Source organism: Nocardia sp. NPDC003963 (assembly GCF_053605105.1).
Map to the genome: position 1 here is coordinate 163,833 of NZ_JBSGIP010000004.1, position 19,006 is coordinate 182,838.

General features: G+C 68.4%; 17 protein-coding genes and 1 pseudogene. 14 read left to right on the plus strand and 4 right to left on the minus strand.

What is annotated here, in order from left to right; genetic code table 11:
• Positions 1-93: 93 nt before the first annotated feature.
• The 9 genes from ACWEWT_RS12805 (at position 94) to ACWEWT_RS12845 (ending at position 8,919) form a co-directional block, all read left to right on the plus strand.
• Entirely contained in the window at positions 94-1,209 is a 1,116-nt protein-coding gene (locus tag ACWEWT_RS12805; protein ID WP_452558582.1) for a FecCD family ABC transporter permease, read from the plus strand.
• The gene (locus ACWEWT_RS12810) at positions 1,209-2,027 is read left to right on the plus strand and encodes an ABC transporter ATP-binding protein (RefSeq protein ID WP_452558584.1); all 819 of its coding nucleotides are present in this window, start codon (positions 1,209-1,211) and stop codon (positions 2,025-2,027) included. Before ACWEWT_RS12805 ends, ACWEWT_RS12810 begins: the two co-directional genes overlap by 1 nt.
• Positions 2,028-2,032: 5 nt before the next feature.
• Positions 2,033-3,034 (plus strand): ABC transporter substrate-binding protein, encoded by a 1,002-nt coding sequence (locus tag ACWEWT_RS12815; RefSeq protein WP_452558586.1) that lies wholly within the window; start codon positions 2,033-2,035, stop codon positions 3,032-3,034.
• Positions 3,031-4,347 (plus strand): MFS transporter, encoded by a 1,317-nt coding sequence (locus tag ACWEWT_RS12820; protein ID WP_452558588.1) that lies wholly within the window; start codon positions 3,031-3,033, stop codon positions 4,345-4,347. The genes ACWEWT_RS12815 and ACWEWT_RS12820 overlap by 4 nt, the downstream gene beginning before the upstream one ends.
• A gap of 310 nt (positions 4,348-4,657) precedes the next feature.
• Positions 4,658-5,254, plus strand: coding sequence for a TetR/AcrR family transcriptional regulator (locus tag ACWEWT_RS12825; protein WP_452558590.1), 597 nt, complete (start codon positions 4,658-4,660; stop codon positions 5,252-5,254).
• Between the two features lie 7 nt (positions 5,255-5,261).
• Positions 5,262-6,227 (plus strand): oxidoreductase, encoded by a 966-nt coding sequence (locus tag ACWEWT_RS12830; protein WP_452558592.1) that lies wholly within the window; start codon positions 5,262-5,264, stop codon positions 6,225-6,227.
• 44 nt (positions 6,228-6,271) lie between these two features.
• Entirely contained in the window at positions 6,272-7,126 is an 855-nt protein-coding gene (locus tag ACWEWT_RS12835; RefSeq protein WP_452558593.1) for a mycofactocin-coupled SDR family oxidoreductase, read from the plus strand.
• 222 nt (positions 7,127-7,348) lie between these two features.
• On the plus strand, positions 7,349-8,158 hold the full coding sequence (locus tag ACWEWT_RS12840; RefSeq protein WP_452558595.1) for a hypothetical protein: 810 nt from the start codon (positions 7,349-7,351) through the stop codon (positions 8,156-8,158).
• A gap of 74 nt (positions 8,159-8,232) precedes the next feature.
• On the plus strand, positions 8,233-8,919 hold the full coding sequence (locus ACWEWT_RS12845) for a hypothetical protein (protein WP_452558597.1): 687 nt from the start codon (positions 8,233-8,235) through the stop codon (positions 8,917-8,919).
• Between the two features lie 192 nt (positions 8,920-9,111).
• Here the strand turns inward: ACWEWT_RS12845 and ACWEWT_RS12850 are convergent, their stop codons facing one another.
• The gene (locus ACWEWT_RS12850; protein WP_452558599.1) at positions 9,112-9,474 is read right to left on the minus strand and encodes a peptidase inhibitor family I36 protein; all 363 of its coding nucleotides are present in this window, start codon (positions 9,472-9,474) and stop codon (positions 9,112-9,114) included.
• A gap of 417 nt (positions 9,475-9,891) precedes the next feature.
• On the opposite strand from ACWEWT_RS12850, the gene ACWEWT_RS12855 reads away from it, so the two are divergent.
• From ACWEWT_RS12855 to ACWEWT_RS12870, 4 genes are all read left to right on the plus strand, one after another.
• Entirely contained in the window at positions 9,892-11,211 is a 1,320-nt protein-coding gene (locus ACWEWT_RS12855) for a hypothetical protein (RefSeq protein WP_452558601.1), read from the plus strand.
• 196 nt (positions 11,212-11,407) lie between these two features.
• The gene (locus ACWEWT_RS12860; protein WP_452558602.1) at positions 11,408-12,544 is read left to right on the plus strand and encodes a serine hydrolase domain-containing protein; all 1,137 of its coding nucleotides are present in this window, start codon (positions 11,408-11,410) and stop codon (positions 12,542-12,544) included.
• A 466-nt stretch (positions 12,545-13,010) separates the two neighbouring features.
• Entirely contained in the window at positions 13,011-13,700 is a 690-nt protein-coding gene (locus ACWEWT_RS12865; RefSeq protein ID WP_452558604.1) for a hypothetical protein, read from the plus strand.
• A 159-nt stretch (positions 13,701-13,859) separates the two neighbouring features.
• A complete protein-coding gene (locus ACWEWT_RS12870) occupies positions 13,860-14,807 on the plus strand; it encodes a hypothetical protein (RefSeq protein WP_452558606.1) in 948 nt (315 codons plus the stop codon).
• 202 nt (positions 14,808-15,009) lie between these two features.
• Here ACWEWT_RS12870 and ACWEWT_RS12875 read toward each other — a convergent pair.
• A pseudogene (locus tag ACWEWT_RS12875) lies at positions 15,010-15,111 on the minus strand (SDR family oxidoreductase); the annotation flags it as partial.
• 29 nt (positions 15,112-15,140) lie between these two features.
• On the opposite strand from ACWEWT_RS12875, the gene ACWEWT_RS12880 reads away from it, so the two are divergent.
• Positions 15,141-15,545, plus strand: a complete 405-nt coding sequence (locus ACWEWT_RS12880; protein WP_452558840.1) for a hypothetical protein — start codon at positions 15,141-15,143, stop codon at positions 15,543-15,545.
• Between the two features lie 33 nt (positions 15,546-15,578).
• Here ACWEWT_RS12880 and ACWEWT_RS12885 read toward each other — a convergent pair whose 3' ends face one another.
• On the minus strand, positions 15,579-17,114 hold the full coding sequence (locus ACWEWT_RS12885; RefSeq protein WP_452558832.1) for an ATP-dependent DNA ligase: 1,536 nt from the start codon (positions 17,112-17,114) through the stop codon (positions 15,579-15,581).
• A gap of 245 nt (positions 17,115-17,359) precedes the next feature.
• Positions 17,360-18,733 carry a lipase family protein gene (locus ACWEWT_RS12890; RefSeq protein WP_452558608.1) on the minus strand — a complete coding sequence of 458 codons (1,374 nt, stop codon included), beginning with the start codon at positions 18,731-18,733 and terminating at the stop codon, positions 17,360-17,362.
• Positions 18,734-19,006 lie beyond the last annotated feature (273 nt).

Sequence of the window (19,006 nt, forward strand, 5' to 3'; positions counted from 1 at the left end):
AAGGTGCCACTCGCCGGCTCTCCACATCGGACGCCGGTTGTCACACCTTCGCTCAGATGGTAATGATTATCATTACTGTTAGATGGAGCGGGAGTGTGCGAGTTGGCGTCGAATCACGCGGTGGCCGCCCCGCCCGGGGCGGGACGCGCTCCGGACCGTGTGCGGTGGGAGCAGACCGGAACGGGTGTCGCCGCGCTGGTGGTCCTGCTCGCCTTGGTCCTGGCGATATCGATACTGGTGGCGATCGGGCTCGGGTCCGCGTCGATCCACCCTGCCGAAACCGCCCGGTTCCTGTGGGCATCGGTGACCAACGGCACGGTGGCTGCCGCGGACGCGGCCCGATATCAGATCATCTGGCAGATCCGCACTCCGCGCGTACTTCTCGCTGCCGTGGTCGGCGCGGGGTCGAGTATCATCGGCGCGGTCGTCCAGGCGCTGGTACGTAATTCCCTGGCCGACCCGTACATCCTCGGTGTCTCCTCGGGAGCGTCCGTGGGCGCGGTCACTGTCTCGCTGTTCGGGGCGCTGGCGGGTTTCGGGATCTACGCCGTTTCCGTCGGAGCCTTCCTGGGCGCATTGGGCGCTACCGTGCTCGTCTACGCAGTGGCCTACCGCAGGACAGGAGTCACCCCGCTGCGGTTGGTGCTGACCGGGGTGGCGCTCGCGTTCGGGTTCCAGGCCGTGATGAGCGTGCTGATCTATTTCGTCCCGGGTAGTGAAGCGACCAGCACCGTGCTGTTCTGGACGATGGGATCGTTCGGAGCCGCGACGTGGGGTTCGCTGCCGGTGGTGGCGGTGATCTCGACGGCGGGTGGGGTGCTGCTGTTCCGGTACGGCCGCGTGCTGGACATCATGTCCCTCGGTGACGAGACGGCCGCGAGCCTCGGCGTGGATAACGCCGGTGCCCGCCGCCTCCTCTTCGCGACCACCGCGGTGATGACCGGTGCCATGGTCGCTGTCAGCGGAACCATCGGGTTCATCGGCCTGATCATCCCGCATATCACCCGGATGATCGCCGGGGCTGGGCACACCCGGCTGCTACTGATCGCGCCGTTCGCCGGCGCGATCCTCACGGTGTGGGTGGATCTGCTGGCACGGACCGTCGTCGCGCCGCGAGAACTGCCGCTCGGAGCCCTGACCGCGCTGATCGGAGTGCCGGTGTTCATCGTCCTGATGCGCCGCAAGGGCTACGTATTCGGAGGCACGTGATGCAGGTGCGGATAGCGGATCTGACGGTGGCGATCGACGGTCGCGAGATAGTCGGCGGGGTGGACCTCGAGGCCGCTTCGGGTGACGTGGTCGGTCTCGTCGGGCCCAACGGCTCCGGGAAATCCACGATTCTGCGTTGTCTGTACCGGGCCCTGGTGCCCAGCGGCGGCACCATCCGTATCGGTGAGCACGAGTTGGCGGGCCTGTCGCGGCGGCAGTCGGCACAGCAGGTGGCCGCGCTCGCGCAGGAAAGCGGTGCCGAGTTCGATTTCACGGTCGCCGAGGTCGTGGCGCTGGGCCGGGCCCCGTTCAAATACGGCAATCAGCCGCTCACCGCGGCCGAACACGAACTGTGCCGTGCGGCGATGGCGCGGATGGATATCACGCATCTGGCGCATCGGGGAATCCTCGGTCTCTCGGGCGGCGAACGACAGCGCGTTCTCATCGCCCGGGCCCTCGTACAGCAGCCCCGGATCCTCATTCTGGACGAACCGACGAACCATCTCGACCTGCGGCATCAGATCGAATTGCTCGGATTGCTGCGGACCGCCGCTCCGACCGTGCTCGTCGTCCTCCACGACCTGAATCTCGCTGCCGCGGCCTGCGATCGGATCGCGGTCCTGTCCGGTGGCCGGCTGGCGACGGTGGGGCCGCCGTCACAGGTGCTCACCAGGGACCTGATCGCCGAGGTGTTCGGTGTCGAGATCTCCGTGGTCGAACACCCGCTGACCGGGGCCCCACAGATCCTGTACGCGCTGCCGGGAGGCCGCATGCCCGCATCCACGACCGATACGAGTGCGAAAGAACCGACACGATGAGATCGATGAATACCGGCTCGGCGCGGCGTAGAACCGCGGTGCTGGCGGCTACCGGCGCCTTCCTGCTGTCGGCATGTGGCGCGCAGGTCGACGAGGCCGGGCGCCCCGGCGACCGTACGACGGTACAGCGGTGCGGCGAGGCCGTGGAGTACACCGTGCCGCACCGGGCCGTGGTGTACGAAGGGGGCAGCGCCGACAAGATGTTCTCGCTGGGCCTGGCCGACCACGTGCACGGATACGTGCTGCCGCCGGCGAATCCGCCGGTGCGCGAATCACCCTGGGCCGCCGACTACGAGCGCGTCGAGTTCCTGAGCGACGATCTGCTCAATCGGGAACTCGTCGTCGAAGCGGAGGCCGATTTCGTGGTCGCCGGCTGGAACTCGGGGTTCTCCGATTCCCGCGGTATCACCCCCGAAATCCTCGATACCCTGGGCATCCAGAGCTTCATGCACGCCGAATCCTGTTTCAACTACCCGGGTTTCCCCGAACGGCACACACCGTTCGAGGGCCTCTACACCGACCTCGAACGGCTGGGGAAGATCTTCGGTGTCGAACAACGAGCGGCCGATCTGATCGACGATTACCGCGCACGCGTCACCGAGGTGCAGCGGCAGGCACCGGCCGGTGAGCCGGTGAAGGTGTTTCTCTACGATTCCGGCACCGATAAACCGTTCACCGCGGCGAGCCAGGTGCCGCCGACCGATATCATCGGGTTCGCCGGCGGGGTGAATGTCTTCGCCGATGTCGATGCCCGCTGGACCGAGGTGAGCTGGGAAGCGGTCGTGGAATCCGCGCCCGAGGTCATCATCGTTCTCGAGTATCGCGATGCCCCGGCGCAGGAGAAGATCGATTTCCTGAAATCCGATCCCGCCACGGCGGCGTTGCCCGCTGTCGCCGGCGACAAGTTCTTCGTCCTCGACTACAACGAAGCCATTTCCAGTCCGCGCAATATCGACGGGCTGGAGAAATTCGCCGAATACCTGCGTGACCACGTGACCACCGGATGATCGACGATCCGGTGGACACACCCACGCACGGCCCGGCGCGCGCACCGAGCGCGCCGGTGCCCGCCGCGGCCGATGAGCCACCGGTCCCCGATCGCCGGATGGCGCGGGCGCTGGCGCTCGTGCTGGTCGCTTCGGTGATCGGCCTGTTCCCGTTCACGATCTATTCGACCTTCCTGGTGCCGATCGCGGCCGCCGCCCGAGCGCCGGAGTCGGGGATCGGTTTCCTGCGCGGGCTGGGCGGCCTGGCCGCGTTGGTCGCGGGAATCGCTCTGGCGCCGTTGCTGGCCCGGTGGTCGAAGAACTACGTCACCGTGGCGGCGCTCGTCCTGCTCGCCGCGGCCAGCGCGCTGGCCACGGCCGGTACCGTCGCCGCGCTCACCGTCTTCTGCCTAGGCATCGGCGTGGCGACCGCCCTGCTGACCCCGGCCCTCCTGGCGCTGGCCACGTCGAGATTCGCCGGCCCCGGGAATATCGGCCGGGCCGCCACCATGGTCACCGCGACCCAATCGCTGGCCGCCGTCTGCGCCGGTCCGATCATCGGCGTCATCGGGTCGTGGCACGGCTGGCACGGTGCGCTGTGGACCACCGCGGCGCTCAGTGTGATCATCGCCGCCGGTTTCCTCCCGGTCCGGGCGCGTGCGGCCGCGCCGCCGGCACACACGACGGCTCCCCTCGGATATATCGCCTCGTTTCGCGCACTGCGGGCGCGACCGGGTCTGCTCGGGCTCCTCGCCGTGGCCGGGTTACGGACCGCCTCGTTCATGGGATACCTGGCGTTCCTCGCGGTGTTCTACGCCGACCGGTTCGGGCTCACGGCAGCGGGATTCACGCTGGTGTGGACGCTGAGCGGTGCCTCGTTCTTCCTCGGGAACTATCTGACCGGCCGCTGGGTACGCGACCCCGGTTCGGTGATGGGCCGCCACCCCGGGACGGTACTGAGCGCCGGGTTGTCCGGCGCGCTGATCGCGGTGCTCGGCGTCTTCCACACCACCGCGCTGCCGCCGGCGCTGGCCGCGACCGCGCTGATGGGATTCGGTCACGCGGTGGTGGCCGCTCAGGTGACCACCTCGATCGCCCGGCGCGGCGGCGATCTGGCGGCCGCCGTGTTCAGTCTCAACGCGGCCGGGATGAGCCTCGGCGTGTTCGGGGGATCGCTGCTCGGGGGCGTCGGTCTCGCGCTGGCGGGCCATACCGGCCTCGCGCTCGCATTGAGCCTGCCGACGATCCTCGCACTGGTACTCGTCCCGGCGACCGGCACGAGGCGCCGGCCGGACGAGTCCGGGCATTCCGCGCCGGCCGCCCCGCCCGGGTGACCGCACACCGCCGCGCCCGATCCGCGCCCGGTGGCTTCGGTCCGTAACGAGTCTTCGGAGGGGATGTCGGTTTCGGGACGCGGGACTACACCGCACCGCACTCGGCGTCGATATGCCACGGCGACCTGCTCGCGGTCGCCCTCGGGAATCCGAAGCGCTCACTGTGTGCCCGGAGCGCGGGCCGGATATGCCCGCCCGGATCCGTCACGGTGCTCTCCCGTCGTCGGTCGTCACGATCCTTCGGATGTGACCGGGCCGGTGCCCGCAGCGGATATTGTGCTTTACACGTGTAAATACTACTGTCAGCTGCGTGGCCGAGATAACGAGATATCCCGAGGTGGGGCGGCGATCGCTCGCGGGGCGTCCGGGAAAATCCGTCGATCGGCTGCTCGATGCCGCGGTCGAGGCGCTGCGTGCCGACGGTTACGACCAACTCTCCATGCGCGAGGTGAGCCGGCTGGCCGGGATCACGCATACGACCATGTACGGGTATTTCTCCTCCAAACAGCATCTGGTGGCCGAGGCGTACCGGCGCCGGATCGAGCGGTGGTGCGAGCAGCCGGTCGCCGGGGTGACGCCGATACAGCGGCTGGAGAAGGTTTTCGGGGAGCTGGGTGAACTCATGGCCGAGGAGCCGGCGCTCAGTACGGCGGCGTCGGCGGCGGTGCTGAGCCGGGATCCGGACGTGGCGCGGATCCGGACCCGCACCGGGCTCCTCATGAACGAACGGCTGCGCCGGGCGGCGGGGGACGAATGCCCCGCCGAGGTGCTGGACGGGCTTTCGCTCGCGGTCAGCGGGGCGCTCATCCAGGCGGGTATGGACTACTCGACGTACGAGGTCATGGCGCAGCGACTGACTCGGGTCGCGGTCCTGTTGCTCGGCACTGTCTCCGAGATCACCGAGTAGCGGGCCGATGGTTTCCACAGACACGACACCGTGGACCGTCCCGCAGGCCGGTGCGCTGTCCGGACGAATCGCGGTGGTCACGGGCGCCAACACCGGAATAGGACTCGAGATCGCCCGGGTGCTGGCCGTGGCCGGCGCCACCGTCGTATCGGCCTGTCGTGACAGCGTGAAAGCACAGGCGGCCGAACGCGATATCCGCGCTTCCGCACCGGACGCGCACATGGTGCATCTCCCGCTGGACCTGGCGAGCCTGGCATCCGTCGCATCGCTGGCCGATCGGCTGCGCGGCCGCTGGCCCCATATCGATCTCCTCGTCAACAATGCCGGTGTCATGGCCGCCCACCACGGACACACCGCCGACGGGTTCGAAACGGATTTCGGTACCAATTTCCTCGGGCACTTCGCGCTGACCGGACGCCTGTTCGACCTGCTCGAAGCGGCACCCGCGAGCCGGGTAGTGACCGTCAGCAGCATTACCCATCGCGGTCGCGGCGCGACACTGGATTTCGACGATCCGCACGGCGAGCGGCACTTCGATTCGACGACGGCCTACGCGCGTTCGAAGATGGCTTCGATGACGTTCATGTGTGAGCTGAACCGGCGCCTCATCGCCCGCGGATCGGCCGTCGAGGCGCTGGCCGCCCACCCGGGCGGTGTGCGCACCGATATCCTGCAGGAACGCAACCGGCTGATGCGGGCGGTGTACCACCCGCGTCTGTCGGCCCTGACGAGCTGGTTCACCCAGAGCCCCGCCGCCGGTGCGACTCCGATCCTGCGCGCAGCCCTCGACCGCACCGCATCCGGCGGCGATTTCTTCGGGCCGGGCGGGCGCGGCGAACTCATCGGCCCGCCGGTCCCGGTGCGGATCTCGCGCCGCGCCCTCGATCCCGTCACCGGACGCCGATTGTGGGATCTCGCTCAGCGGGCCACCGGCGTCCACTTCCTGGACGACTCCGACAACCCACCGCGGTAACCACCCTCCGGCTCTGCCGGTCATCTCCCGAAGGCGGCTTCTACATGCACGATCCGAACCTACCTCTGCACGGAAAGGCAGCGCTGGTGACCGGTGCCGCCCGCGGTCAGGGCCGTGCCCACGCCGTGCGGCTGGCCCGAGCCGGCGCGGATGTCATCGCCCTGGATATCTGCGGCCCGGTCTCCGATACTGTCGACTACCCGCCCGCTACCAGCGCGGACCTTGCCGAGACCGCCCGATCGGTGCGGGACACCGGAAGAGCCGTACTGGCGCGCGAGGTCGATATCCGCGATCTCGCCGCCCTGCAGTCCGTCGTAGCCGACGGGGTCGCCGAGTTCGGCCGACTGGATATCGTGGTCGCCAACGCGGGTGTGCTCAGCTGGGGCCGGCTGTTCGAGATGTCGGAAGAACAGTGGGACACCGTGGTCGGGGTGAACCTCAACGGTACGTGGCGCACCATCCGCGCCGCGGTCCCCGCGATGATCGAGGCGGGCAACGGTGGCTCCATCATCGTCGTCAGCTCGTCGGCCGGGCTCAAGGCCACTCCCGGCAACGGGCACTACTCCGCCTCGAAACACGGACTGGTCGCACTCACCAACTCCCTGGCGCTGGAGGTCGGCGAATTCGGGATCCGGGTCAACTCGATCCACCCCTACTCGGTCGACACCCCCATGATCGATCCGGACGCGATGATGAAGCTGTTCGCCGAATACCCGTCCTTCCTGCACAGTTTCCCGCCGGTGCCGTACCGCCCGGCCGCCGCGGACGGCACCGACGGTCGTGGTGGTTTCATGCCTCCCGAACAGGTGGCCGATATCGTCGCCTGGCTCGCCGGCCCCGAATCCGGGTCGACCACCGGGAACCAGATCGCAGTCGATGCGGGCGCGCTCAAGTACTGAGTGCGCGTCGACCACTGAGACAACCGCAGGCGCGGAAGGTTCAGCGACCCGGGTTCCGGGTCGCTGAACCTCCGGCCGAATACGGCGGCTGTCGCCGTGAACAGTAGACGCGCGGGCACTCCCGTCAGCGAGGGGCGCCGTAAGCTACGGCTGCCATGACTACTGCAGGCCGGGCCCGGGCGATCCGCTCCGGGCCGCTCACCTGCTATCCAGGAGACAGCAGTGAGAAGCAACACCGCGCGGCGGCCGATTCGGATCCTCGCGTTCGTACTGGCCCTGCCGCTACTGTCCGGCTGCGCGATCGACAAGGGCACCGCGCTCGCGGCGAAGTTCGACAAAGACTGGGCCGGCACCTCGGATATCGCCGAAGTCGACGTCTACGGATACAACATCCTGCCCTTCGCCGGGAAAGCGGTCGGGACACTGGTCTTCGAGGACGGCGCATCGCCCGACCGCGTGGTGGAGCGAGCGGGCGATCTGCGGGAGTACCTCGCGCGCAACGGGTCGATCACCGGCCGGATCACCGCACACGGCATCACTGTCACCGTCGATCCGGACGAGCGGCGTGGCCGCGAGATCCTGGATCTGTGGCGTTCGCTGGCCACCGACGAACGTGTGGTGAACGGCGATATCGAAAGCTGGACCTCGAAGAGCGTCTTCCACTGGCAGTCCAAGGTGACCACAGTGGACTCCGCCGCAGCCATGGCGGTGTTCGGCGATATGGTCGGCAACGGTGGCCCGCACCGACTCCCGTCGGACCTCACATCTGTCCAGGTAGTGACACGTGCCGGGGCGAGCCCCGCCATCAGTGTGCAATCCGACGCCGACGGTCGCCTGCCGACCGAGACGATCGCCGCTTATGAGGCGGTGAGGGCCGAGTATCAGGTCGTCGACGCGACTCTGGACACCACTTCGGTACGGATCGTCGTGGCGGGCGCCGCGGATCTGGAGGATATCCGCGAACTCGCGCGGAGGGCGGCGCCCGGGCTGGGCGCAGACGCGATCTCGGTCACCAGCAGAGGCGGTGCGTGACCACCGATCGGAGGTCGGTGCCGAGGGCCGGTTTTGCCACGGTTCCAGAAAACAACATAAAAGGAGTAGTCAGGGTGACAGCCCAGCTGACCATGCGGATCCCCGCGGTGAAGCTCGCCGACCTGGAGAAAGTGGGTCCCCCGCCGCCGGTCAGGAACGTGGTGGAGTACACCGGAGGATCGGGCACACCCTCGGCGGTGGCGTACGTGGAGCGCGAGCTCCCGCCCGGCGGTGTACCCGACTACCTCGCGGCGCGCAAAACCGGTGCTCGCTCGTTCGTCCTGTGGGCCGACGAACATCGTGGCAGTCGAGTAGCCACCCTGGTGACCCACTCGGCCCACGGCGGGGTGGCGACCTATCAGGTGCTCGGCGCGCACGGTGAGATCGTCGGCACGCTCGTTCGCGAGAAAGCGTTCAAAGGGCGCGGCGTACGGACCCGTTGGACGGTGGAGCAGCCCGGTGCACCCACCGCGGTGGGCTACCAGGGCCGGATCTTCTGGTGGTTCGTCTGCTGGCTGTTCTCCCCGCTCTTCCCATTCGCCTTCGTCGGCGCACTGTTGGGGAACAGCGGACTCCCACGTGCTCCGCGGCGTATCAGGTGGCGCGCGGACGGTCGGCTGCTCCTGGACTTCAGACCGTTCGGCGACCGGCTACAGCTGCACGAACCCGAATTGGACCGGCGGCTGGCGGCGGCGCTGCTGGCCCTGCTGCGTTCCTTCGACGGCTGGTTCGGTTCTCCCTTCGACGGCCGCGAGAAGTGATCGGTGGACGCCCGGCGGCGCACAGCAGCGGACCGGGCGCGATTCGATACCGGTGGCGATGAGCCCGGTGGCCGGGGCCCGAGGCCGGCGCGGTGCCGAAACACTGGTTTCGGCACCGCGCCGCTACCGTCCGGTGGTGGTCGCCGGTGGGGTGGTGGCTTCCGGCGGCGAACCGGCTCGGTGGTACGCGGATCAGGCCGGCTTCACCGAATGCACCTGGGTGGCGACCTCCGCGGGGAAGTTGGTCCGTTGACCGGGCCCCGACCGGAAGATCACGCCGCCGGAATAGTTGTACTCGGTGAACCCGTGCCAGTATCGGCCGGTCCGGTCCCAGATCGAATAGGCCTGTCCGTCGATATCCTGGAGGCGCAGATCGGTGGAACCGAGGCGGAAGTACGCGATCCGCCCGCCCCCGTCCGCGGCGCTGAAAAGGCAGAAATGCCCGTCCGGGCATCGGTCGAATCCGGTGGCGGCCTGAGCGGGGGCGGCCAGGCCGGAGAGGCCTGCCGCACCCAGTACCAGCAGCACCGTCGCGGCGAGTTTGCGCAGTTTCATCGTATTCTCCTGTTTGCGTCTTCTTGTATTCCCCTGTGGCACAGCGGAGTTCGTGCTACCGCTCGCGGTCGGCCGGTGACCCGCGCGATATGTGGCCTGCCGGGAACGGTGGAGGAGTCGCGTGGACATGTGGACGTCGCGGTGCGGTCCTGCCTCCGGTAAAGACCATCTCCGGCGCCGAAAGGTTGGGTCCGAATGCAGATCCGGGCGGATTCGGATCCGCCGGCAGGGTTCGCGTCGATGCCACGGTTCTCGACGACTCGGCCTAGATCCGACGGCGGCATCCCAACGCTCGGCGGCCGCCGGTGTTCGGGTTCGCCCGCGCCGCGTGGTCCGGCCGGATCGTCCTTCGGGTTATCCTCTGTCGTCGTCCGAGGCGGGATTCTCTCGGGCCGGTCCAGGAGAGGTCGATCGCCCATGACCGGGGTTCTGCACGGTGTGCCACTGTCTTCGAAGGTCGTCACGGCGCTACGCGCCGCGGGCCGCCGGGCCGCTCCGCATCCGGTGGGCACCCGCGATCTGCTGGTGGAGTTGATGCGCACCGATACCACCGGGGACTGGTCGCGGATCACGCTGCGGACCGGCGATCCCGATCGCATCGCCCGGACACCTGTCGCGGATCCGGCACTCGGTGGTTCCGCGGCCTGGGAATCTGTGCCACTGAACGACTCGTGCGCCACCGCACTGGAAGTCGCCCACGAGCTCGCTGTGCGTTACGAGTTGTCGCCGATCCCAGTAGGTGTGGTCGCGCTGGGCCTGGTCGCCGACGAGTCCTCCGCGGCGGCACAAGCGCTGAATGCCGGTCTGGCTCGCGCTGATCTGCTGGATCTGCTGCAGTCGGAGGTACTGGGGCTCACCCTCGGCGGCCTGGACAGCCTGTTGCCGGTATCGGTGACGCGATCGCGGCGCCCGGCTGCTGCCCCGGAACCCGTATCGGCGCAGGAGTATTCACCACTTGTGCCGGTATCCGCACCGGGGCCGGTGTCGCCTGTCAGCAACGCCCCCGGTGGCGGTCGATCGCCCCGTGACAGGCGGCAGCAGTATTTCTGGATGGCAGTGGGAGCGGTCCTGCTCTGTACGGTCGGCTACGCCATGGTTTCGGAGGTCGTGGGATCATCGGGCTCCGCACCCGCCGTAACGGCGGACGCCGGCCATCAGGGCGACCGCGATGTCGTGGTCGGCGTGGCGGCGCCGGGGACCGGGAATCTCGGTGCGTATCCGGAGCCGGGGACCATACTTCCCGGAAAGCAATGGCCCGACGGCTGTACGCTCATCGATGACCGTGAGATCCGGGCCATCCTGCCCGAGGCCGGCGAGATCCGGCGCTACCCGACCGCCCTGACCATCATCGGGCTCGGGATTCCGGTCGACAATCAGGTGCCGGCCGCCGGGTGCGACATGTATTTCGAACTGCCCACGATATCGGCCGATATCGGGGTGACCATGCTGGGTATCGCCGATCCGGCCCTGATCACGCGCTTCTACGCCGACGATCGCGCCGGCACCACGGAAAGAAGGGAAATCGCCACCGATATCGGTAACAGCTGGGGGCCCGAGGCCTGCTACACGTGGCGGATATCGTCGCAGACGACAGCCGACGACCATCTGGCCTGCCGCCACGGCCGGTTCTATTTCGAGGTCGAGGTGAAGGTTTTCACCGAGTACCACAGCGGTCGGGAGCAGACGACCGAAGTCATGCGGCAGGTCGTGCGGACGGTGCTGGCGAAGATGGACTGAATCCGCCCGCGAGACAGCAGCGGGAGGCTTCGAGGGAGAGCGGGTATCCCTATCTCTGCGGGTGCCGAACCGGGCGTGGACGTCTGCGGATCACCGGTTCGAGAGCCGTGCGCAGCACCACCGGGAGCGGTGCGTCCGGTGATATCGCCCGGAGCGAACAGCGCTCATCGGAACGGGAACGTGTTCTAATTCTCGAGTGACAGTGGAAGGGCACATCGATCCGGCCTTCGGCGCGGTTCGCGAGGTCTTCGCGGCGAATCTGGCGACGGGCCGCGATCTCGGGGCCGCGGTGGCAGTCTTCGTCGACGGCCGTGCGGTGGTGGATCTGTGGGGCGGGATCGCGGATCGCCGGACCGGGCGGGCGTGGGAACACGACACCCCCTGTATCACTTTCTCGTGCACCAAAGGGCTCACCGCGACCGCGGCGCTGCGGGTGAGTGCCGCGACCGGTATCGGCGTCGACCAGCCGGTGACGCGGTGGTGGCCGGAGTTCGGCGTCGAGGGCAAAGAAGCCACCACACTGGCGGACCTACTGACCCACCGGGCCGGTCTGCCCGCCTTCGACCGGCCGATCACCAGCGCGGAGGCGGCCGATCCCCGGGCGATGGCCGCACAGCTCGCCACGCAGCGGCCGGTGTGGGAACCGGGCACTCGCCACGGCTATCACGCCCTGACCTTCGGATGGCTGGCCGGGGAATTCGTCGCACGGCACACCGGCGGTTCGGTCGCGGACTATATCGCCGAACAGTTCGGGCCCGGCCTATGCCTCGGAGTACCGCGGGTCACTCCGGCGCGTACTACTTTCCCGGACCGTTCCGGCGCCGCGCGTGCATCCACCACCGTTACCGGAAACGGTATCGCGGCACGGCTCGCGCGTGCCTACGCTGATCCGGATTCGTTGATCATGCGCGGTTCGGCCAACCCGCGCCCGTCCTACTCCGATCCCGCCGTTCAGGCGGGCGGCTGGCCGGCCAGCGGTCTGTACGCGACCGCCCGCGCGTTGGCCGGTTTCTACCGCGACCTCGGTGGCGGGACGCTGCTGCCCGGCGATCTTCTGGACGAGGCGGTATCGGAGCAGGTTCGCGGTCCGGACGAGGTTCTGCTGCTGGACAGCGCTTTCGGATTGGGCTATATGCTGCCCGCACCGGCCATGCCGCTGCCCGAACCGGCGCGTGCCGGCGCATTCGGGCATCCCGGGGCGGGAGGCTCGGTGGGATTCGCCGATCGCGTACACCGGATCGCTTTCGGCTTCGTCCCGAACCTGCGCCGTGACGCTTTCGACGGAGACACTCGCGCCCACGATCTCGTCGCCGCGGTCTACGAATCGCTCTGACGGGGTCGGGGCAGCTCGGGATTTCCGGCGCCGCGTGTCCACCACCCGAATATTCCTCTCGTGCACGAGGTCCCGTGAACATCTGCCGGCCGGGCAACTCGTCACATTGTGCACCGGGGACAAAGCAAGTTTCCGAATATCGTGAACGCACGAACGCCGCAGTAATCGCTCGGTTCGAATCAAGGGACGGTCCGCGGAACAAGACCCGTGAATATGCCCGAGTGACATATCTGGTCGACGGCATTGTGCATCTTGCACCGAAGCAGGCCGGCCGTGCGGTCATTTCTCGGGAGAAAAGGTAATCTGCGGTTGTCCGGAATCTCCCGATTCGTAGAGGTGCGAGATTCCCGCGAGACGTCGGTTGGGATGAAATTCTGTGCGCCTGGTACCAAGAACGGCCCTGGACGGCCCCGCGGGTGATTTCGACCGATCGCCGGGCAGCGCATCCGCGGTGCTGAGAGATGGGGTGAGCCGGCTCTCGGCGGTGGTGGCCGGTATGCGCAGCGGTCTCGCCGGTCGGCTGTCCGCCACCAGCGGCCACCTTGCCGGACCCGGCGGCATCGTACCGCGAGCAGGCGGCGCCGACGGCTGGAGCGCGGCCGCCGTCCGGGGCGCCGCTGTCGCGCAGTCACGTGGTGACGCGGTTTCCGAGGCGACGAACCCCAAGACGGGACTGGGTTTCGGCGCGGGTATCGCCGCGAGCTTCTTCATCGTGGGCGCAGTGGCTTCGCAGAGCGGGGGCGAGGGGGGCGAATCCGCGGGGGGCGGATCCGGCGGCGATGACCAGCGAGACAGCGATAGAGGTGCGTCGGCCGACCGGCGGCGCGACGAGGAAGAGGGCCGGACCGCTCCGGGTGAGCCGAAGACCCCGCTCGAGGGGCCGCTGGATACCGGCCTGCCCGGTGGTTTCGACAAGGCGATGGACCCGAACGGTGATTACCTACCGGGTGACCCGACCGCGGAGTACACCATTCGCCAGTTGCTGGACAACGGCTGGCGAATCAGGTTCACCGATCCCGGAACGATCAAGGGTGATACGTACATGGACTTCGAGCGTGTGGACGAGAAGGGCTTACACACGATGTGGGTGTCCACCGAACTCATGAACCTGCCCCCGGAGAAGTTGATGGCGGCCATTGCGAAGGGAATTCAGTGACGAATCGTGCCGATTCGGCAACCATCGGTCGCTACCGGATCGTATTCGGCGGGAATTCCGGCTCCCGTCCGGCGGCCGGTCCGATGGCTCGCGATGACCATCCGGTGACCGAGGTCGATGCGACGGCGGTCCGGGGTTCGCGTTCCCTCCACACCTGATATGGCAGTGGGTACGGCGAGTCCGGCCGGGGTGGGCCGTGCGGAGTTGAGCAGGGAGTTGCTCCAGCGGTACGGGCGCCTGCTCGGTTTTCGTATTCGCCAATGGTCGGATGGCTACGAGCACGAATTACGGAGTTACTCGGGCGTAGTCGCCGGCGCGGCGCGCAGCAGTATCGACGGTGACCTCCGGGGTGCTCGGAGAATCGTGTCCGGCCGGCTCGGCGGAGATGTGGACGGTGCGGCGTTCTCGGGATCGAGGCGACGGATCGCCGATCTGTCGGATCTGCCGCCGCTCGGTGTGCTGGTCGACGGGGCGTACTCGGGCGCAATGGACAGCCGTGCGCTGACCGCGGCGGTCAAAGGGCTCGAGCGTCCGTTCGGGCCCTATGCTCTCCGCCGAGTGTATTTCGGGCGTGATACCAACGACTTCGGCGAGGAGAAACTCTATCTGGACGCGGATATCACCGACCGTGACGGTACTCATGCGGGCTCCTTCTCGCGGAGTTTCCGCCGGGACGGTGCGGGGAATCTGGTGGTGACCAACGAATATATGAGGCTGAAGAAAGACTATCAGCGAAAGGGATTCGCCCGCGCGCTGGCTTCGTCTCTGCACGAGTACTACCGGCGCTCCGGAGTGGTTCGTGTCGAGGTGAAAACCGAATCGGACGGCGGAGTGGTCTGGGCGAAAGAGGGTTACCAGTGGAACACCCGCCGCGACCTTCTCGCCGATTCACTGCGGAGTGTCCGAGCCCGTATCGACGCCGTGATCGACAGTGGGACGATATCGGCCGACGACGGGAGGCTCTTGGAGGCGTACCGCCATCGGCTCCGAGTGGACAGCGGCAATATTCCGTCACCCGCGGAGCTGGCGTCGCTCACCGGCCACAACCCCCGTCTCGGCGAGACGATCATGAGGGATTCCGAGTGGCACGGGGTGCTGTACCTGTGATCACGCCCGGGCATCGATCAGGCCGGGAGGTGCTGCGCTTCGGGCCGTTTCGCCGTCCGCGCGCTCGGTGAGCGCGCGGACGCACTGCTCGGTTCGTTCGGGGTGCCCCGGTCGAGGTCGAGCGGGATATCGATATGCGTTCCACGGTCGCCTCCCCGGGAACTCCGGTCGGTTGCCGCGGCCCGGCCCGCGCGGTGGTCGTTCACCGGACCATGAAACCGGCGTCGAGCGGCCATTGGGTTCCGGTGATGAATTTCGCCTCGTCGGAGACGAGATAGGCGACGGCGGCGGCGATATCGCCGGGTTCATTACCTGTCGTTCCTCGAACAACTCGTGCGCGAGATCCACCCCCTCGACAACCTCCCCGCCACCCACCGCGACTCCGAACGCGCCTACTACGCCCGCGTCGGCGCGTTGATCGACCACGTGCCACAACCCCTGCGCGATATCCGGATCCATCAGGCCTCGGCCACCTGCCTCCACATCTGCGCGGACCGCCACCGCATGCGCATGATCGGCTCGACCGTCCCACCCTTCGCCGTCCACATCAGTCAGCTGCTCGACACTCTCGTCGCGCAGCTGGCCACGCCGCCGAGCGCCGAGACGCTCGCCACGCTGGAAAAGGCGGCAGCGCACCCGTCCGCCGGTGCGGTGGGTGATCGGGACGAGTCCCGTACTGCCCGCCGTCCGGCACGAGCGGTGAGTTCACCACGCAGCCGTGGTCCGGCCGGCGGGTGACCGCCCGGCGAAACCGTTACCGTTGCGGGTCTCTCAACCGCCCTGTTCGTACAGCGCGCGCACGGTATCGACGGTATCGGCCTCGGCGGGGGATTTGTCGTCGCGGTAGCGGACCACGCGGGCGAACCGCAGCGCCATACCGCCGGGGTAGCGGGTCGAACCCTGCACCCCGTCGAAGGCGATCTCGACGACCTGTTCGGGGCGCAGCCGCACCACATGCCCGTCGATCGGGCTGTCGGCGAGTTCGGTGAAACGCCGGGTCTGCCATTCCAGCACGGCGTCGGTCATCCCCTTGAACGTCTTACCCAGCATCACGAACCCACCGCCGGCCGGATCGCGGGCGCCGAGATGGATATTGGACAGCGTGCCGGTCCGCCGGCCCGAACCCCATTCGACGGCGAGTACGACCAGGTCCAAGGTGTGCACGGGTTTGACCTTGAGCCAGGCGGCGCCGCGCCGGCCGGCTTCGTAGGGGGCCGACGGTGACTTCGCCATCACGCCTTCGTGGCCGGCGGCCAGCGTGTGGTCCAGGAACCACTGTGCCGCGGTGGGATCGCCGGTCACCAGCCGGTCCACCCGCTGGGCGCCGGGGACGAGTGCGTCGAGCGCGGCGAGCCGGTCGCGGGCGGGCAGATCGAGGAGATCTGTGCCGTCGAGATGGAGCAGGTCGAAGAAGAACACCGACAGCGGTTCGAGATCGCCCGGTTGTCTGCGGCCGAACCGGGCGGCAGTGACCTGGAACCGCTGCGGCCGTCCATCGGGTCGTAAGGCGATGGCCTCGGCATCGGCGATCAGGTCGGTGGCGGGCAGGGCGAGTGTCGCCGCGACGACCTCGGGGAGCCGGGCGGTGATGTCGTCGAGACTGCGGGTATAGACCGAGACATCCGATCCGGCGCGGTGGATCTGCACTCGCGCACCGTCCAGCTTGGCTTCGAATACCGCGTTGCCCCCGAGTCGTTGCAGCGCGTCGGCCACCCCGGTCGCGGTCTGCGCGAGCATCGGCCCGACCGGTCGCCCCGCGCGGAGCCGGAATTCCGCCAGTGCCGGCCGGCCCCCGGTGAGAGCCGCTGCCGCGACCGCGGGAAGAGCGCCCGCCAGCATGGCCGCGCGCCGGACCTCGGCGGCCGGTATATCGGCAGCCCTGGCTATCGCGTCGGACATCACGCCCGCCAGTGCGCCCTGGCGCAACTCACCGCTGAGCAGGCGGCGCAGAAATATCTGCTCGGTATCGGACGCTGTCTCGAACAGATCCCGCACCAGTTCGGCGCGTAGCGTTCGAGCGCCCTGCCCGGCGACCGCGCCGATCCGGGTGAACCGCGCGTCGACGTCGGCGACGGTGAGCGTGGCCGTCGTGGCCGGTGGGGGCAGCGTGCGCAGCGCGGCCCAGCCCACGCCGATCTGGCGTTGCGGCAGTTCACCGGACAGCCAGGAGGCTGTCACCGCGACCGATCGCGCGTCACCGTGCGCTGCGACGCGGCTCAGCAGCCCGGCGAGACGGTCGGCTTTGGCCCGCCGGGCCGACGCCGACGCGATATCGGCGGATGCGGCGGCGACCTCGGTGAACAGCACATCGACAGCCTGGCACGCCCACCGGCCCGGGGCAATCGAGCCGCCGCTCGCCGCGCCGCCGATACGACCCACCCCTGTGGACCGGCTCCTCGACGGCGTGCCTGCGTCCACCTGGTCCGCTTGTCACCGACGTCGCCGGAGGCGCGGCGGTCCGGCTCTCGCGGAAAGTCCGACTTCGCGCCGACAGGGGAGACATCGATCGATCGGTCGCCTGCCGGCGCGGGCCTCGCAGTGACCCGAACGATCTAGGCGCACTCGTCCGGGGCCGGCTCGCCGCGCAGGCGTGCCTCGAGCCAGCCGAAGGCGCCGGGGAATCCGGTGGCCAGGCCGATCACGTGTTCACCCGGCTCGCTGCGGAAGACCGTGGGGACGCCGCGGGCGCACTGTCTGCGATACAGCTGCTGTGCGCCCTCGAACGGGATCCACAGATCGTGGGCGGCGTGGTAGATGTACAACGGCACCGCCGAGGTCCGGTCGCTGAGATCGGTGCGGGCGAAGATCTCGTCGGCTATCGCGCTGTCGAGCGGATGCGGAATGTTCGCGGCCACCTCGAGTGGTATCCCGACCACGCCCAGCGGGCCGAGCGCCTCACCGCACACGCTGTTGACCGGCGATGTCGCCACCCATTGGGCCAGATGGTTCATCCGGCCCAGGATTTCGGGATGTTCGCGGGCGTAGGCGAGTACCACCGCCAGCAATACGCCGGAGGCGAACTTGCCGTCGAAACCGTTCGCGACGACCCTGTTGTCGGTGACGAGGCCGCCCATCGCCGCGCCCACCACCACACCGGTCAGTTCCGGCGCGTAGTCGTCGAGCAGCACGGCTGCCGCGTACGAGGCGATCGCGCCCCCGGAATACCCGGCCAGCGCGAAACGGCTGGTACCGAATTCGGGCATCGATCGCACGGCGCGAATGCCGTCGAGGACGATATGCGCGGCGACGTTCGGTTCCGCATACGACATGAACGGGCCTTCGTGATCGGGAATCAGCACCGCGTAGCCACGATCCACCGCCGACGCGGTAGTCGGCGTCAACGCGTCGGTGGCACTACTACTGCCGACCTCCCCGTGCGCCATCGCATAACCCGGTGTACACCGCAGGCCGAGGGAGTTGATCGGCCGATTGTCCACCAGGACCGGCCGGCTGCCGGGACCCGTCCACGCTGCCGCCGGGACCACCAGGGTCGCCGTACCGAACGAAGGCGCCCCCGCCGCGGCGGTCGATCGGAACTTCACGAGTACGGCCCGGCCGACCGGCGCGGCGATCCGCGGCGCGGCGACCGCGGTGATGTCACGCTGTTCGATCACCGCGCCGGCGCTCATCCGGGCTGCCGCGGCGGGCCACGCGTCGAAGATCGGGTCGCCCGTCGGCGGGGACTGCACCGCGTGCCACAGGGCGGCCAGCGGCGGCGGCAGATCGACGATGGGTGGTGACGGCGCGTCAGGTAACGGTGGCGGGGCGAGAGCATCGTCGATACGGCGCTGGAAGCCGGACGGGGCAGCGGGATCCGGCACCTCCTCGGCGACCGCCGCCGGCTGTCCGGCAAGGAGCAGGCAGCACGCCGTGACCACACCCGTCAGCGCCCGTACGAGACCTGTTCGCGCACGGATCCAATTCATAGAGCTACCTCTCGAGATCGGTGAATGCGCCTTCGGGTCGAGGCCGGCGAAGACACACAGAGAGCCGCCGCGTGTCCGCCTTCCGGTCTCGGCGGAATACGTTGGGATGCAAGCTGATCGGTTGATCCAACCGTAGGTGTTCCGGCCGGTTGTCCGGTCGCCGCGGCGTCAGGTTCTGATTTCTCACCACGGTCGCGCGCTGCCGTGTTCATTCGCCACAAACGAGGCCGCCCGCCCGCGCGCGACCATCCGGGCACGGTGCGCGGCGCCGGC

Coding starts and splice junctions, on each gene's coding strand:
- ACWEWT_RS12870 (WP_452558606.1), top strand. CDS start 13,860: ATGGCAGTGGGTACGGCGAGTCCGGCCGGGGTGGGCCGTGCGGAGTTG.
- ACWEWT_RS12850 (WP_452558599.1), bottom strand. CDS start 9,474: ATGAAACTGCGCAAACTCGCCGCGACGGTGCTGCTGGTACTGGGTGCG.
- ACWEWT_RS12820 (WP_452558588.1), top strand. CDS start 3,031: ATGATCGACGATCCGGTGGACACACCCACGCACGGCCCGGCGCGCGCA.
- ACWEWT_RS12815 (WP_452558586.1), top strand. CDS start 2,033: ATGAATACCGGCTCGGCGCGGCGTAGAACCGCGGTGCTGGCGGCTACC.
- ACWEWT_RS12810 (WP_452558584.1), top strand. CDS start 1,209: ATGCAGGTGCGGATAGCGGATCTGACGGTGGCGATCGACGGTCGCGAG.
- ACWEWT_RS12890 (WP_452558608.1), bottom strand. CDS start 18,733: ATGAATTGGATCCGTGCGCGAACAGGTCTCGTACGGGCGCTGACGGGT.
- ACWEWT_RS12855 (WP_452558601.1), top strand. CDS start 9,892: ATGACCGGGGTTCTGCACGGTGTGCCACTGTCTTCGAAGGTCGTCACG.
- ACWEWT_RS12835 (WP_452558593.1), top strand. CDS start 6,272: ATGCACGATCCGAACCTACCTCTGCACGGAAAGGCAGCGCTGGTGACC.
- ACWEWT_RS12830 (WP_452558592.1), top strand. CDS start 5,262: ATGGTTTCCACAGACACGACACCGTGGACCGTCCCGCAGGCCGGTGCG.